The organism is Streptomyces sp. NPDC002577 (assembly GCF_053594815.1).
Window position 1 is genome coordinate 13,917 of sequence record NZ_JBSFWK010000041.1, and the last position, 15,359, is coordinate 29,275.

10 protein-coding genes and 1 pseudogene are annotated in these 15,359 nt (G+C 70.4%); 5 read left to right on the top strand and 6 right to left on the bottom strand.

The annotated features are described in order from the left end of the window. Nucleotides 1–14: 14 nt before the first annotated feature. The 3 genes and pseudogenes from ACWD4J_RS34310 to mmuM all read right to left on the bottom strand — a co-directional run bounded on the left by ACWD4J_RS34310 (nucleotide 15) and on the right by mmuM (nucleotide 2,904). A complete protein-coding gene (locus tag ACWD4J_RS34310; protein WP_451399402.1) occupies nucleotides 15–1,070 on the bottom strand; it encodes a LacI family DNA-binding transcriptional regulator in 1,056 nt (351 codons plus the stop codon). Between the two features lie 386 nt (nucleotides 1,071–1,456). Next, a pseudogene (locus tag ACWD4J_RS34315) lies at nucleotides 1,457–1,633 on the bottom strand (cupin); the annotation flags it as partial. 257 nt (nucleotides 1,634–1,890) lie between these two features. Then, entirely contained in the window at nucleotides 1,891–2,904 is a 1,014-nt protein-coding gene (gene mmuM, locus ACWD4J_RS34320; protein ID WP_451399403.1) for a homocysteine S-methyltransferase, read from the bottom strand. A 155-nt stretch (nucleotides 2,905–3,059) separates the two neighbouring features. Between mmuM and ACWD4J_RS34325 the strand changes: the two genes are divergently transcribed. After that, nucleotides 3,060–4,442 carry an APC family permease gene (locus ACWD4J_RS34325; protein ID WP_451399404.1) on the top strand — a complete coding sequence of 461 codons (1,383 nt, stop codon included), beginning with the start codon at nucleotides 3,060–3,062 and terminating at the stop codon, nucleotides 4,440–4,442. A 615-nt stretch (nucleotides 4,443–5,057) separates the two neighbouring features. Here ACWD4J_RS34325 and ACWD4J_RS34330 read toward each other — a convergent pair. Then, entirely contained in the window at nucleotides 5,058–7,211 is a 2,154-nt protein-coding gene (locus ACWD4J_RS34330; protein WP_451399405.1) for an autotransporter, read from the bottom strand. 176 nt (nucleotides 7,212–7,387) lie between these two features. Between ACWD4J_RS34330 and ACWD4J_RS34335 the strand changes: the two genes are divergently transcribed. The 3 genes from ACWD4J_RS34335 (at nucleotide 7,388) to ACWD4J_RS34345 (ending at nucleotide 11,252) form a co-directional block, all read left to right on the top strand. Then, nucleotides 7,388–8,692, top strand: a complete 1,305-nt coding sequence (locus ACWD4J_RS34335) for an MFS transporter (protein ID WP_451399406.1) — start codon at nucleotides 7,388–7,390, stop codon at nucleotides 8,690–8,692. Beyond that, nucleotides 8,689–9,765 (top strand): glycoside hydrolase family 43 protein, encoded by a 1,077-nt coding sequence (locus ACWD4J_RS34340; protein ID WP_451399407.1) that lies wholly within the window; start codon nucleotides 8,689–8,691, stop codon nucleotides 9,763–9,765. Before ACWD4J_RS34335 ends, ACWD4J_RS34340 begins: the two co-directional genes overlap by 4 nt. Before the next feature lie 77 nt (nucleotides 9,766–9,842). Further along, nucleotides 9,843–11,252 carry an RICIN domain-containing protein gene (locus tag ACWD4J_RS34345; protein WP_451399408.1) on the top strand — a complete coding sequence of 470 codons (1,410 nt, stop codon included), beginning with the start codon at nucleotides 9,843–9,845 and terminating at the stop codon, nucleotides 11,250–11,252. A gap of 15 nt (nucleotides 11,253–11,267) precedes the next feature. Here the strand turns inward: ACWD4J_RS34345 and ACWD4J_RS34350 are convergent, their stop codons facing one another. Next, entirely contained in the window at nucleotides 11,268–12,947 is a 1,680-nt protein-coding gene (locus ACWD4J_RS34350) for a rhamnogalacturonan lyase B N-terminal domain-containing protein (protein ID WP_451399409.1), read from the bottom strand. Between the two features lie 204 nt (nucleotides 12,948–13,151). Here ACWD4J_RS34350 and ACWD4J_RS34355 point away from each other — a divergent pair, with 204 nt between their 5' ends. Next, nucleotides 13,152–14,210: a rhamnogalacturonan acetylesterase gene (locus ACWD4J_RS34355; protein WP_451399410.1), complete on the top strand. Its 1,059-nt coding sequence runs from the start codon at nucleotides 13,152–13,154 to the stop codon at nucleotides 14,208–14,210. 84 nt (nucleotides 14,211–14,294) lie between these two features. On the opposite strand, the gene ACWD4J_RS34360 is transcribed toward ACWD4J_RS34355, so the two are convergent. Continuing rightward, the gene (locus ACWD4J_RS34360; protein ID WP_451399450.1) at nucleotides 14,295–15,215 is read right to left on the bottom strand and encodes an SAM-dependent methyltransferase; all 921 of its coding nucleotides are present in this window, start codon (nucleotides 15,213–15,215) and stop codon (nucleotides 14,295–14,297) included. Nucleotides 15,216–15,359 lie beyond the last annotated feature (144 nt).

The following is a 15,359-nucleotide window of genomic DNA, read 5'->3' on the forward strand; positions in this document are numbered from 1 at the left end:
GCTCCTCCGGCGCCTCACCTCACGTCGCGCACCGAATCGCGGACCACCACATGGGTGCCCAGCAGCAGATGCTCGTACGGCCCGTCCGGGTCGCTGCCGAGGGCGGTGCGTACGGCGAGGCGCCCCAGTTCCTCGTACGGGACGTGCACCGTGGTGAGCGCCGGGTGCAGGTCCCGGGCGAAGGGGATGTCGTCGTATCCGGCCAGCGACACGTCGCCGGGCACGTCGAGGCCGGCCTCGTGGAGGGCGGTCAGCGCACCCGCCGCCACCATGTCGGTGGTGGCGAAGACGGCCGTGAACTCCAGGCCGTCGGCGAGGGCCTGGCGTGTGCGGCGGTAGCCGGAGTCGCGCGTGAAGTCGCCGGGCAGCCGGAGCGCCGGGTCGGGGTCGAGGCCCAGGGTGCGGTGGGCCTCCGCGTAACCGCGGGCGCGGCCCTCCGATGTGGAGTGGCCCGGCTTGCCCGCGAGCAGCAGGACGCGGCGGTGGCCGCGGGCGAGGAGGTGGGCGCACACGGCCTGGGCGCCGCCCTCGTTGTCGTACTCGATGACGGTGACGGGCGCCGCGTGCCCGAGCGGCGGGCGCCCGCACAGCACGAGCCGGGAGCCGACCGACCGCAGGGACTCGGCGATACGGGTCATGCCCTCCTGGTACTCCGGGGTGTCGGCCGCGCCGCCGACCAGGATCACCGCGGCGGCCCGCTGCGCCCGCATCATCTCGACGAACGCGAGCTGCTGTTCGGTGTCGCCTTCGGTGCTGCACACCAGGCAGAGATGGCCGAGACGGGTGGCCTCGCGCTCCACACCGTGCGCCATGAGCGCGAACGACGGGCCCGTGATGTCGTCGAGGACGAACGCGAGGGTCGGGGTGCCGGCCCCGGCGACGGCCTTGGCGCGGGCGTCGGCCACATAGTCGAGGTCCCGCACGGCCCGCATCACCCGGCTGCGGGTGGCCGCGCTCACCGGATAGTCGCCGGCGAGCACGCGGGACACCGTGGACGCGGAGACCCCGGCCCGGGCCGCGACGTCCCGGATGGTGTGCCGGCCCTGTGCGTGGGTGTTTCTCCTGGTCATGGCCGGGCTGACGTCCCCCTTTTCACATGGCTTCGCACGGATTGAGATGGCTTCGCACGGTGAGACCCCATCGTGAAGGCGGCTTCGACCAGATGGGCAACCGGTTTCCGAAATGGAGGCTAGCAGCGCGGCCCGCGGCCGACGAGGGGTGCGTCACCTCGAAAGTTTTACCGGCGTGCCGAGGGATGTTACGGGTGTCGCGCCTGACGCCCGGCTGCCAACTTCCGTCGCAACCGGTTTCCGTCGCGTCGGAGACAGCCACATGAGACGGCGACAGCCACACGAGACCCCCCGGGGCACAGGTGCCGGGCACCCCGGGCGGTGCATGACCGAGGCGGCGAAGCTGCGGTCAACGTGCCTTGCGGCTTCAGGAGCGCCTGTCGGCCTCAGGAGCCTTCGATCGTGGCGTACTGGCCGAAGCCGGTCCGGTCGACGAGGACGCGGGGCTCGTGGCCGGCCACCCATGCGTCGTGGCCCGGCTCGACGGCGAACACATCGCCCGGGCCCGCCTCGGCGGTGTCGCCGTCATCCATGACGATCTTCATGCGGCCGCTCACGACGAAGCCGGTGTGGGTGGCCTGGCAACTGTCGGTGCCGACAAGGGGCTTGGTGCTGGATTAGCGAAACGTAGCGATCCTGTGGCAGAGCGTTGCGCCCACGCCCGGCGCCCAGGCGACGTCGGGCACCCTCCTCGGTCGGGTCATGTGGCTTGGCCGACCAGCGTCCGGAGGGACGTGTCACGCGGGCTGGCGGCGCCTGCCGTTCAGTACGCAGGACACGAAGGCGATTGGCTCGCTCCCTGAGTAAACGCTCAGGCTCACTAAGCCAAAGGCTCACTAAGCCAATCAGAGACGCTACGTCGGGGGGCGTCGCCCGCGGCCCCGAGGTGCGCCTCCGGCCGCCGCCCGCCGATCGTGCCGGCGAGAGCGGTGATCGCGGCGGGTCCCACCCGGCAGCAGCCCCCGATGAGGCGTGCGCCGGCCTGCTGCCAGCCCGTCACCTGCTCGGTGGTGAAGGACGAACGGCCGGTCCACGCGCGGGCCTCGGCGTCCCAGGCCTCGCCGCTGTTGGGGTAGACGACGACCGGCTTCCCGGTGACCCGCGCGGCGGTCTCGACCGCCTGGTCGACATCGTCGGGGGCGCAGCAGTTCACGCCGACCGCGATGATCTCGTCCGCGTCCGCGGCGAGTGCGAACGCCTCCTCGAGCGGCTGACCTGCCCTTGTCCGGTCCCCGGCAACGCTGTACGACAGCCACGCCGGTACGCCGAGCCCTCGCACCGCCCGCAGCAGCGCCCGCGCCTCGTCGGCGTCCGGCACGGTCTCCAGCGCCAGGACGTCGGGGCCGGCCGCGGCCAGCACCTCGAGCCGGGGCCGGTGGAAGCGCTCCAGCTCGTCCACGGTCAGCCCGTACCGCCCGCGGTACTCCGAGCCGTCCGCCAGCATCGCCCCGTACGGGCCGACGGACGCGGCCACCCACAGCTGCCGCTCGACACCCCCGGCCCGCGCGCGCCGGGCGGCCTCACGGCCCAGCTCGACGCTGAGCGCCAGCAGTTCGGCGGCGCGCTCCCGCCCGATGCCGCGCCGCGCGAACCCCTCGAACGTCGCCTGATAGCTGGAGGTGATGGCCACATCGGCGCCCGCCTCGAAGTAGCCGAGGTGCGCCTCGACGACCGCCTCGGGATTCTCGGCGAGCAGCCGCGCCGACCACAGCTCGTCGCTGAGGTCGTGCCCGGCGGACTCGAGCTGGTTGGACAGCCCTCCGTCGAGGACCACCGTGCCGGCGGCGAGGGCTTCGGCGAGGGAGGGGGAGGCGTCTGCGGTGTCGCTGGTCATGTGACGACGCTAGTCGACGGGGTGGCCGGCAGTCGTATGTGTCCAGTACATGAACAGATGGCCCAGTATGTGGGATGCCGGGTTACGATCACGCTCCTCCCCATCTCCCACCCACATGGGAACCCGTCCCCATCCCCATCCCCAACGGAACCGCCATGTCTGCTCCCAGTACCGAGGCCACCGAGCCCACCGATCCGACCGAGTCCGCGGCCGAGCCGGCCCCGCGCCGCCGCACCTTCGGACTCACCGCCGCCACCGCCCTGGTCATGGGCAACATCATCGGCGGCGGCATCTTCGCGCTGCCCGCGACCGTCGCCCCGTACGGCACGGTGAGCCTGCTCGCCTTCGGCGTCCTGTCGGTCGCCGCTGTGCTGCTCGCGCTGCTCTTCGGCAAGCTCGCCCGGCGCAGCCCGGTCACGGGCGGTCTGTACGTCTACCCGCGCGACGCCTTCGGCCCGTTCGCCGGGTTCCTGTCGGCGTGGTCGTACTGGACGATGTGCTGGGTCAGCATCGCAGCGCTGGCAGTCGCGGTCGTCGGCTACGCCGACGTGCTCATACCGCTGCATGGCAACCACGCCCTCGAGGCGGTCGTGGCCGTGGCCGCCCTGTGGCTGCCGGCCGCCGCGAACTTCGCCGGGACCCGCTGGGTCGGCGGGGTCCAGATCGTCTCCACGGTCCTGAAGTTCGTCCCGCTGCTGATCGTCGCCACCGTCGGCCTCTTCTTCGTCGACGCCGACAACTTCGGCCCGTTCAACGCCTCCGGTGAGAGCGTCCCGGGCGCCCTCGCCGCCTCCGCCGCGCTTCTCCTCTACAGCTTCCTCGGTGTCGAGTCGGCCGCGGTCAGCGCGGGCGAGGTCGACGACCCCGAGCGCACCGTGGGCCGGGCGAGCGTGCTCGGCACGCTCGGCTCCGCCCTCGTCTACATCCTCGGCACGGTCGCCGTCTTCGGCCTGGTCCCGCACGACAAGCTGGTCCACTCCGGCGCCCCCTTCGCCGAAGCCGTCGACGCCATCACCGGCGGCGGCTGGGGCGGCACCGCCATCGCGCTGGTCGCCGTCGCCTCGATCGTCGGCTGCCTCAACGGCTGGATCCTCATGGCCGCGCAGATGCCGTACGCCGCCGCCCGCGACGGCCTCTTCCCCGCGCCCTTCGCCCGCGTGGGCAAGGGTGGGGTGCCCGGCTTCGGGGTCTGGGCGACCGCGGTCCTCGGCACGGTCCTCATCGGCCTCAACTACACGGCGGGCCCGGACACCACGTTCCGCGTGCTCGTCCTCATCACCACCTTCACCGGGTGCGTCCCGTACCTGTTGTCCGCCGCCGCCCAGCTGTTCTGGCTGGCGAAGGGCACTCGCGAACGCGTACGCCCCGCCGGTCTCGTCCGCGACCTGATCGTCGCCGCGCTCTCCTTCGCGTTCGCCTTCTGGCTGATCGCGGGCGCGGGCTATGCGGCCGTCTACCAGGGCGTGTTGTTCCTGTTCGCCGGCATTCCCGTGTACGTGTGGCTGCGCGGGCGGCGCCAGGACGACACGGCTGCCTGATCTTTACCGGTTCCTCAGGGGCCTCCCAGGTTCGCCACAGCCCGGCCCTATGGCCCGTTGCTGAACTCCCCTTACCTGATCGTCAATCGCGATTCGCGTGCGGCTTCCGCCGTACGTAACGGAGGAGTTCGTATGTCTGCGACCTTGTCCCGTCTTGGGAAGCACAGCAGAAAGGCACCCGCCGCCCTTGCTCTTGTCGCCGCGGGATCCCTGCTACTGGCGGGCTGCGGCTCGTCCGGTTCCGGCAACAACTCCGGTTCGGGCGCGCAAGGTTCGCAGTCCTCGAGCTGCCCGAGCGGAGGCCCCGGAGGACAGCAGCCGTCCGGTGCGCCCAGCGGCGCTCCTTCGGGGATGCCGTCGGGAGCACCCTCCGGGCAGCCGTCGGGAGTGCCCTCGGCGCAGCCGTCGGGCATGCCGAGCGGTGCGCCGTCCGGGATGCCGTCCGGCGGTCCGGGTGGTGGCGCCGGTGGCGCCGGTGGCGCCGGCGGTGGCTGCGGCGGCGGTCCGGGTGGCGGTGCGGGAGGTCAGCAGCAGGGCTGACGCAGGGGCGGGCGGCGCCCGGTCACGACACCGGAGCGCCGCCCGCCCTGCTCGTCCTCACCGCCCTGCCCGTTCTCACCGCGCAGCCGCGTGCCGCCCGCCCTGCTTCTGCGTGTGCCCGCGCCTGCGCTTGCGCCTGACAGCGGGGACCAGCAGTCCCCCGAGCAGCAGGGGTATCAGCGCCAGCGGCCACCACGCGCGCGTGCCGTTGCCGGCGTCCTTCGTGGACTGGGCGGCCAGCGGTGCGTCGCCGGAGTGGGCCCCGGCGGACGGCGTGGCCGAGGCGCGGGTCTTGGCCTTGGCCTCGGTGAGGACGACGTCGTTGCCGTCACCGCCCCGGTAACTGATGCGGTACTCGGTGTCAGCGACCTTCACGGTGGCGCCTTCCCGGAGACCGGTGAAGGTGCCGGAGTTCTTCGAGTCACCGCCGTGCGAGAGCAGCGTGATTTTTTCGGCCGGCTTCTCTCCCGCGCTCGTGCCGGCCGTCACGTCGAGCTTCCCGGCGAGCTCGACCCGGCCGCCCACCTTGAGGGGCTTTGCTCCCGTACGCACGGTCAGCCGGCCATCGGTGTGCTGCGTGTAGTCGCCGGTGATCGTCAACGCCCCTTCGACCCGGCCCTCATTGGTCACCGAGCCCGCCACGGTGCCCTTCCCGGTGAGTGAACTGCCGACGCGCAGCCCGCCACCCGCCGTCTTCCGCACGTCCAGGCGCGCCCCGGAAGCCGTCAGCCGTATCGCCTTGCTGCGTGCCAGCGTCGTGTTCCCCGCGAGAGCGAGCGCGCCCTTGGTGACGGTCGTCGTGCCGGTGTACGTGATGGCGCCGCTCAGCGTCGTCGTGGCGGCGCCGGACTGGGTGAGGGACCCGCTGCCGCTGATGCGTGAAAGCGATATCGCCGTGGAGGTGTTGCGCACGACGAGCGTGCCGTCGTCCACGATCCGGCGGCGCTCCGTGCCCGTCATCAGCGAGCCGTCGCCGCCCGCCTTTCCCGAGCCGAGGTGCAGGACCGCCCGCCTCTCGATCGTCGTGGACCCGTCGTAGTACTGCTTGGCGGCGAAGGTGACGTCGTTGCCGCTGATGCCCTTGACGACGATGTCCCCGGCGCCGGGCGCGGAGAGCGTGTCGTGGAACCTGCCGCCGCCGATGGGCGCGCCGAGCGTCACGGGCCCGTTGTAGGCGAATGTGAGCTTCGAGCGGGAGCGTGCCGCCAGCAGGTTGATGTAGACGGTGTCCGCGGTCCCCGGCATGAAGATCTTGTTCGTGGTGCCGTCGCCCCACTGCACCTCCGCACCCTTGATGTTGGTGCCGCGCTTGTTGCGGTCGTGCGGGATCCTCCGCCAGTTGATGGACGGGTCGCTCACTGTGGGGTCGGTGTCCCCGCCGCCGTCGGAGAAGCTGTACTGGCCGGTGAGGACCACCCTGCTGCCGGGCCGGGACTGGATGTTGATGTCGCTGCCGTACTCCCGCTGGTAGAAGTCCATCGGCATGGTGATCGTCCGGCCGAGCGGGGTGTCGACGGTCCAGGTGCCCTGGTTGAGCACCTTGCGGACGTTCGGCAGGGCCACCGGGTACTCGGGTTTGCCGGCGCTCAGCTGAGTGCCGTTGTCGATGACCCCCGAGAACGGGTGGCTGCCCGACAGATCCCAGGTGCCCCACAGGAACCGCGGCTGCGTGATGAGGCCCGAACCGCTGATGGTGCCCAGGTTGTAGGCGCTCTTCAGCGACAGCCGCAGCGTGCCGTCGACGCGGACGTTGAGCTGGTTCAGCCGGTAGCCGGGCGTGTTGTACGGGAAGTGGCCGATGAGGCCCGCGGTGCCGCCGTCGCCGTACTGGAGCGTCGCGCCGCGCTCGACGGTGATCGCGGGCGGGTCGGGGTTGCCGACGACCGTGTACGGGTGGTTGCCGCCCAGCGTGCCGACCTTCTGCCGCTGCCTCGCCTTCGGCAGCGCGAAGTCGCTGTCCCTGGTCAGCACCAGCGTCCCGGTGCCGCGCACGGTGAGCGTGCCCTCGCCCCGGAACACGCCGTCGTAACGGGTGGTACCGGCCGGGACGGTCACCACGGCGTCACCGTCGAGGGTTACGTCACGACCGTCGAGCACCGCCGCCGTCACGTCCCGCGCACCTGCGGGCGCCGCCGTCGCGTCCGGTACCGGCCCCACCACCGTCGACACGGCGACGACCGCCGCCAGTGCTCCGGCTCCTGCTGCCACCTTGCGGGCTCTGCTGTTCACGCCGGGGGAGACGGAGCCGTGCCGTGCGGGATAACAGAAACCGGGGAAGGAATCTGCACAGCATCGTCGCTTCCTGACCCGTTGACCTCGCGTTAACACCCATTTACCGTTTCGGCGTTCGGAATTACAGATGTGGTTCGGAATATCGAACCAATCGGCGTGAGGAGACGCGCGCAATGGAGCGCAACGTGCTGGGCAAGGCCGCCTGGCGACTGCTGCCTTTCCTGGGGCTGCTGTATGTGATCGCATACATCGACCGCTCGAACGTCGGCTTCGCGAAACTGGAGCTTCAGGCCGAACTCGGCGTCAGCGCCACCGCGTTCACCCTGGGGCAGGTGTTCTTCTTCACCGCGTACGCGATCTTCGAGGTGCCCAGCAACCTCATGCTGCACCGAACGGGCGCCCACCGCTGGATCGCCCGCATCCTGCTCACCTGGGGCCTCGTCACCATCGCCACCACGCTGGTGCACACCACCTGGCAGTTCTACCTGGCGCGCTTCGCGCTCGGCGCGGCCGAAGCCGGGTTCTTCCCCGGAGTGCTCTACTACCTCTCCCGCTGGTTCCCAGGCAGCCACCGAGGCCGCGCCATCGGCGCGTTCATGCTCGCCGCCCCCGTGTCCTTCATCATCGGCAACCCGCTCATGGGCGTGCTGATGGACCTCGACGGGACGTGGGGCCTCGACGGCTGGCAGTGGGTGTTCCTCGCCACCGGCGTCCCCGCCGTACTGGTCTCCCCGCTCGTCCTGGCCCTGCTGCCCGCCGGCCCCGAGCAGGCGCGCTGGCTGGCCGCGGACGAGAAGGACTGGCTGGCCGAGGCGCTCGCCGCCGACCACGCGGAGGCGGGCGCGCAGCAGCACCGGGCGCTCGCGGTGCTACGGGACCGACGCGTCCTGACGGCGGCGGTGTTCTTCCTGGCCTTTCCGCTCTCCACCTACGGACTGTCGTTCTGGCTGCCGACCATCATCGACGGGTTCGGCGACCTGACGACCACCCAGGTCGGCTTCGTCTCCGCCATCCCGTACGTGTGCGTCGCCGTCGGCCTGGTCGTGGTGCCGCGCCTCGTGGCCCGCCGGGACACCCCGTACCTGTGGATCGCCGCGATGCTCGCCCTGACCATCGCCGGGTTCACCGTCGCCGCGCTCTTCCACTCGCCCGCCGTCCAGATGCTCGGCCTGTGCGCGGCAGCCGTCGGCGGATACGCCGCGCAGCCCGCCTTCTGGGCACTCATCCCGCGCTTCCTCACCGGCGCGGCCGCGGCCGCCGGCATCGCCGCGGTCAACGCGGTCGGCAACCTCGGCGGCGGATTCGGACCGCTCGGCATCGCGGCGGTCGTCGACTCCACCGGCAGCGCGCTCACCGGCCTGATGTTCCTGCTCGCGGTCGCGGTCCTGGGGCTGCTCGCCGTCCCGCTGCTGCGCCGCGCGCTGACCCCTGGTGCTTCCGTTCGGACCAGTCCCCACCCGGAAAGGCAGACCGTATGAGCCGCAGCGAAGTACCCGGTCGCAGACAGGTGCTGGAGGGAGCCCCGGCCGCGGGCGCCCTCGCCACCGTGCCCGCCGTCGCCGAGCCGGTCGGCGCCGCAACCGCCACCCACGCCAACCCCCTCGTCCTCAACCGCGCCGACCCCCACATCCACCGCCACACCGACGGCTGGTACTACTTCACGGCCACCGCCCCCGAGTACGACCGGATCGTCCTGCGCCGCTCCCGGACCCTGAGCGGCCTGACGGACGCCGTCGAGTCCGTCATCTGGAAGCGGCACACCGCCGGCGACATGTGCGCGCACATCTGGGCGCCCGAGATCCACCACATCGACGGCACGTGGTACATCTACTTCGCCGCCGCCCCGGCCGAGGACGAGTGGAAGATCCGCATCTGGGTCCTGGAGAACGCCGCCGCCGACCCCTTCGACGGCACCTGGACGGAGAAGGGGCAGATCACCACCGCCTGGGACACCTTCTCCCTCGACGCCACCACCTTCGCGCACCGCGGCACCCGCTATCTCGCCTGGGCGCAGTACGAGCCCGGCATGGACAACAACACGGGCGTCTTCCTGTCGGCCATGGCGAACCCGTGGACGCTCACCGGCCCGCAGATACGGCTCACCACGCCCGAGTACGACTGGGAGTGCATCGGCCACAAGGTCAACGAAGGGCCGTCCGTCATCCAGCGCAACGGCCGGGTCTTCATGACCTACTCGGCGTCCGCCACCGACCACCACTACTGCCTGGGCCTGCTCACCGCCGACGCCGACAGCGACCTGATGGACCCGGCCTCCTGGACCAAGACGCCGACCCCGGTCTTCACCAGCGACGACACGACGAAGCAGTACGGGCCCGGCCACAACTCCTTCACCGTCGCCGAGGACGGCCGCACCGACGTCCTCGTCTACCACGCCCGCCAGTACAAGGAGATCATCGGCGAGCCGCTGAACGACCCCAACCGCCACACCCGCATCCAGCCGCTCGGCTGGAACGAGGACGGCACCCCGGACTTCGGCGTCCCGGTCGCGGACACGCCGGTCCCCGGTGCACGGGCGACCCCGCCCGAGTAGTGCTGTTCCTGATCGGCACCTGCCCGGACTCTCCGGGTTCGCCCGCCACTTCACCGCACTGAAGGAGAGCGCCTGACATGAGACGTGCGTACGCGATCCTCCTCGCCCTGTGCTGTGCCCTCGCCGCCGCGTTGGCGACAGCGGGCCCGGCCGCGGCGGCACCCCAGACCATCACCAACGGCACACAGCTCACGGACACGTCCGGCGCCGTCGTCCACGCGCACGGCGGCGGCGTCATCAAGGTCGGCTCGTACTACTACTGGTTCGGCGAGGACCGCAACTCCGACAACACCTTCCGGTACGTGGACGCCTACCGCTCCACCGACCTGAAGAACTGGGAGTTCAGGAACCACGTCCTGACCCAGTCCTCCGCCTCGGAGCTGGCCACCGCCTACATCGAGCGGCCCAAGGTCATCTACAACGCGTCCACCGGCAAGTTCGTGATGTGGATGCACAAGGAGAACGGCACCGACTACAGCGAGGCCCGTGCCGCCGTCGCCGTCTCCGACACCGTCGACGGGAACTACACCTACCAGGGCAGCTTCCGTCCGCTCGGCTCCTACATGTCCCGGGACATCACCACGTTCGTCGACACCGACGGCACCGGCTACATGGTCTCGGCCGCCAACGAGAACTACGACCTGCACATCTACAAGCTGACCGCCGACTACACCGGCATCGCCAGCCTGGTCGCCAACCCGTGGGCGGGCGGCCACCGCGAGGCCCCGGCCCTGTTCAAGCGGGGCAGCGTCTACTTCATGCTGACGTCGGGCGCCACCGGCTGGAGCCCCAACCAGCAGCAGTACGCCACCGCCACCAGCCTGGCCGGCCCCTGGACGTCGATGACCAACGTCGGCGACTCCACGGCCTACAACTCGCAGACCGCGTACGTCCTGCCCGTCCAGGGCACTTCGGGCACCTCGTACCTCTACATGGGCGACCGCTGGGGCAACTCCTTCGGCGGCACGGTCAACGACTCCCGGTACGTCTGGCTGCCGCTGACCTTCCCGACCTCCACCACCATGTCCATGTCCTGGTCCCCGGAGGTCACTGTCGACACGACCGCCGGGACCGTCACCGGCACGAGCGCCACGTACAACACGCTGATCGCCCGGAACAGCGGCAAGTGCGCGGACGTGCCGAACCAGTCCCTGTGGCAGGGCATCGCGATCAGCCAGTACACCTGCAACGGCGGCACCAACCAGAAGTGGTGGTTCAAGGACCTCGGCACCGGCTACTACGCCCTGGTCGGCCGCGGCAGCTCCCTGTGCCTGCAGGAGAACGCCTCCAACGTCACCCAGGAGAACTGCACCGGCGCCACCAGCCAGCAGTGGAGCCTGACCACGTCCGGCAGTTACGTCCTCGTCAAGGCCCGGACCACCGGCGAGTGCCTCGACGTGTCCGGCGCGTCCACCGCCAACTCCGCCGCGATCATCACGTACACCTGCAACGGAGCGACGAACCAGCAGTGGACGCGCGGGACGTGACAACCCGCTAGAGGCTCACGCCAGCAGGTCGATCGCGTCGATCGACGTGCCCGCACTCAGGAAGGACGTCGACCCCGAGCCGCTCGCCACGTAGATCTTCAGCGTGTTGTACGCGCTGGTGTCCGTCAGCCAGGCGGACGCCGGGACGCTGTAGGTGAACGTGTAGTTGTTGCCCCGGTACGAGCCCACGGTCAGCGACCGGGTGCTCGGCTGGGTGGGCGGCGAGGGGACGGCGGACGTCCAGGTGTCGTTGACGACGACCTGCGGTCGGCCGTTGGCGTAGGCCGTCGTCACGCCGATGCGCAGGGTGTGCGCGGCGGCGGCCTGGGCGGCGCTCAGCCTGAAGTAGACGATGATGCCGCTGTTGACGTCCTTCCAGAGGTAGCAGGGGAAGGCCGACGTCTCGGTGCCGCTGCCGATCACGACATTGCCGGTCCAGGACGCGGCCCGCACGTCGGACGGATGGGCGTACGTCATCAGCTCCGCGTTCTTGAACCCGCTCGGGGTGCCGTTCCAGTCGCCGATCCGCCAGATCGCGCTGGCGTTGCCGGGGTCGTTGGAGGACGGGATGGTGATCGTGTTGAGGGTGGTCGTGCCGCCCGCGGAGACGGTCACCGACGTGGTGTACACGGCCAGTTCGCCCTTGTGGACGGTCAGCGTGTACGTCCCCGGCAGGACACCGGTGATCGAGAAGTAGCCGTCCGACGAGCGCGCCGAACCCCAGTACTGCGCGGCGGAGTTGGCCAGCCCGACCGTGTACGGGAACGCCGTGTTCCGCCCGCTGATGCCGACGCCCGCCACCCGGCCCCGGCCGCTCGCGCCGACGTAGCCGGAGATGCCGAGCGAGTCCGCCCAGGAGGTGGTGAGCGTGCCCGGGAAGAGGGACGAGGAGGGCGCGCCGCCGTCCGTGAAGGCGATGACGTACGGGCCCTGCAGGCCGAAGCGCTGGGCCTCCGTCTGGTTCTCGCCGTAGTACAGGATCTCGTACAGCCCGCCGCCGTCCGCGCTCTGGTGGCGCAGCAGGGAGCGGTAGAACGGGCCGCCGGAGGCCTTCTCGTGGTTGCTGCGCACGATCCACAGGCCGACGCTGCCGGTGGTCCAGCCGATGTAGTTGTAGTCGATCACCCGCAGCTTGGAGTAGTGCTTCGAGCGGGTCTGGCCGTCGGACTTCTGGAACACGTCCGAGGCCTCGATGGTGGTGGGGGCGTAGGTGTACGAGTCGGGCTCGTCGTTGAGGAACAGGCCCGCCTTGACGCGCACGATATAGCGCGTGGCGCTGACCGAGGTGTCCGCCTTGTTGGTCCACAGATAGACGTTGTTCTCGCCGCTGCGGGCCGCGTAGTAGTGCCGGAGCGTGCCGTACGCAACCGAGATCAGGATCGTCGATCCCGACTGACCGATCGTCACCGTCGAGGTGCCCAGGCCGGATTCGACGTGCGAGTTCTTGCCGCCATAGCCCTGGTACTCGGTGCCCTTGTAGACCAGCGAGGTCAGGTCGCCGTTGGTCTTGCTGACCTTGAAGACGAGGCTGGCGCCGGTGTCGACGACGTAGTTCGAGCCGTCGTCGGACCAGCCGAAGTCCGCCGCTGAGGCGGTCGTGGCGAGCGGGCCGGCGAGGGCCGCCGAACCGGCGGCGGCCGCTGCGCCGAGGACTAAGGTGCGGCGTCCGACCGGGCTGCTCGGGGTTCCGGACATGGGGTGCCTCCTTCGGAAGCTGTGGGGGGTTGCGCGGCGAGGGGTGCCGGTGTTGGCAGAGTGACAGCTGAATCGATTTCGCGAAAGGGCTTTCGTACGTGGAAAGTTGGCATTCTTGTGAAATCGGTCCAGGGTCTAGAAAGCGCTTGCCGATAGCGGGTACGGTCCCAGCCGCCACCTTGTCGGAGTGACGGAGGAGCCCGAGTGAGACGTTTCAGCATTGCCCTGCTGGCGGCGGTCACCCTGAGCGGCGCGCTGTCGGCCGTACCTGCCCGAGCCGATGACGGGCAGCCGCCCCTCGGCATCGACAACTGCACCGCGTCCGCCTGCCACTTCGACGTACCGCCCGGCACCTATGACGTCCGGGTGGTCCTCGGCGGCGAGGCCGCGTCGAGCACGAGCATCGGCGGCGAGACCCGGCGCTCCCTGCTCCGGGAGACCGCCGTCGCGGCCGGCGAGCGCGTCGCTCGCAGCTTCACCGTGAACGTGCGCACCCCGGAGGGGGAGCCGACCGGGCCGGAGGGCACCCCCGGCCTGGACCTGACGATCGGCGGTACGGCGCCCGCCCTCGCGAACATCCATGTCACCCCCGCCCGGCACGCCCGGCAGATCTTCCTGATCGGCGACTCCACGGTCTGCGACCAGCCCGGTGACCCGTACTCCGGCTGGGGCCAGCAGCTGCCGCAGTTCCTGCGCAGGGGCGTCTCCGTCGCCAACTACGCGGATTCCGGGGAGAGCACGGTCACCTATCTGGAGAACCCGCAGCTGTGGGCGACCGTCCGCCCGCTGATCCGCCCCGGCGACCTGGTGCTGATCCAGCTCGCCCACAACGACAAGACGACCGACGAGGCGACCTACCGGGCCAACCTGGAGACCCTGGTGGCCGGCGTCCGGGAGCAGGGCGGTCAGCCGGTCCTCGTCACGCCGATCGTGCGCCGCTGGTTCAACTCCGACGGCACCTTGAACAACAACACCGCGCTCCTCGTCAACGGCCTGGGGGTGGACCACCCGGGCGTGATCCGCTCGGTCGCCGCCGCCGAGGACGTCCCGCTGATCGACCTCACGGCGAAGACGAAGGCGCTGGTGGAGTCCCTGGGCGTGGAGGGCTCCAAGGCGCTGTACCTCTACAACGAGAAGCGCGACAACACCCACACGTCGGTGCGCGGCGCGACCGAGTACGCGGCGCTGGTGCTGGGCGAGCTGCGCGCCCAGCACCTGGTCGCCGACAGGCTGGTGGCCGACGCGGGGGACACCGCGGAGTAGTCGCCGCGGGGCGCCCGCGCGGAGCGGCCGCTCCGGGTGCTGATCCGGAGCTGCCGCTTCCGGGCGCTGTTCCGCAGCTGCCGCTCAGGGCTTGAGCGCCACGACCCCGTACACGTTGATGTCCTCGTCGGTGACGTCGTTGATGCTCAGGAACATCGTCTTGTCGATCTCGTCGAGTTCGTCGAGCTCGTCGATGTGGCCCGCGTCCACGGTCCCGGCCGCGTCGTTGTCCGCGACGTGGTCGGGACGCCAGTGGTGCACCGGCACGAGACCGGGCTCCACCGGCTGGAGCCCGTTGTCCGTGAGGAACCGCTCGATCTCCTCCTTGGTACGCAGGACGAAGGTGAACCCGCGCTCCTGGAACGTCTCGGCCACCTTGATGATCTTCTCGGGGTTGAGATCGGCGGTCAGGTGGCTCAGCACCACATGGCTGCCCGAGGGCAGGATCTCGACGAGGCGCTTGAGGACTTCGGTCGCCTCCTCGTCCTCGATGAAGTGCAGGACGGCCGCGAGGACGAGGGCGATGGGCCGGTCGAAGTCCAGCGTCTCCGCGGCCGCCCGCACGATGGCCGCCGGATCGCGCAGATCGGCGTCGATGTAGTCCGTCCTGCCCTCGGGGCTGCTGGAGAGCAGGGCGCGGGCGTGTGCCAGCACCACGGGGTCGTTGTCGACGTAGACGACGCGGGAGTCGGGCGCGACGCCCTGGGCTATCTGGTGCACGTTCTGCGCGGTCGGCAGCCCCGTACCGATGTCCAGGAACTGCCGTATCCCCGCCTCACCGGCGAGATTGCCGACCGCGCGGCGCATGAAGTCGCGGTTGTGCCGGACGTCCAGATATCCGCGCGGATTCGCCGCAAATGCCGCCTTGGCCGCTTCGCGGTCCACGGGGAAGTTGTCCTTGCCGCCGAGGAAGACGTCGTAGACGCGCGCCGGGTGCGCCTTGCTGGAGTCGATCCTGCTGTGGAGCTCTTCGGAGGTGCCGTACGTGGGGGCGTTCTCGCCCATGCCCGACCATCCCTGTTGGTTGAAGACGCGAACGGTCATCAACTTAGACCTGGCCCCAACTGGGGGTCGACACATGTGAGTTGAGGGGACCGGAAAGTTCGCGGGCGAAGAATCGCCGCGCGATACGACCGCCGCCGAAAGCAG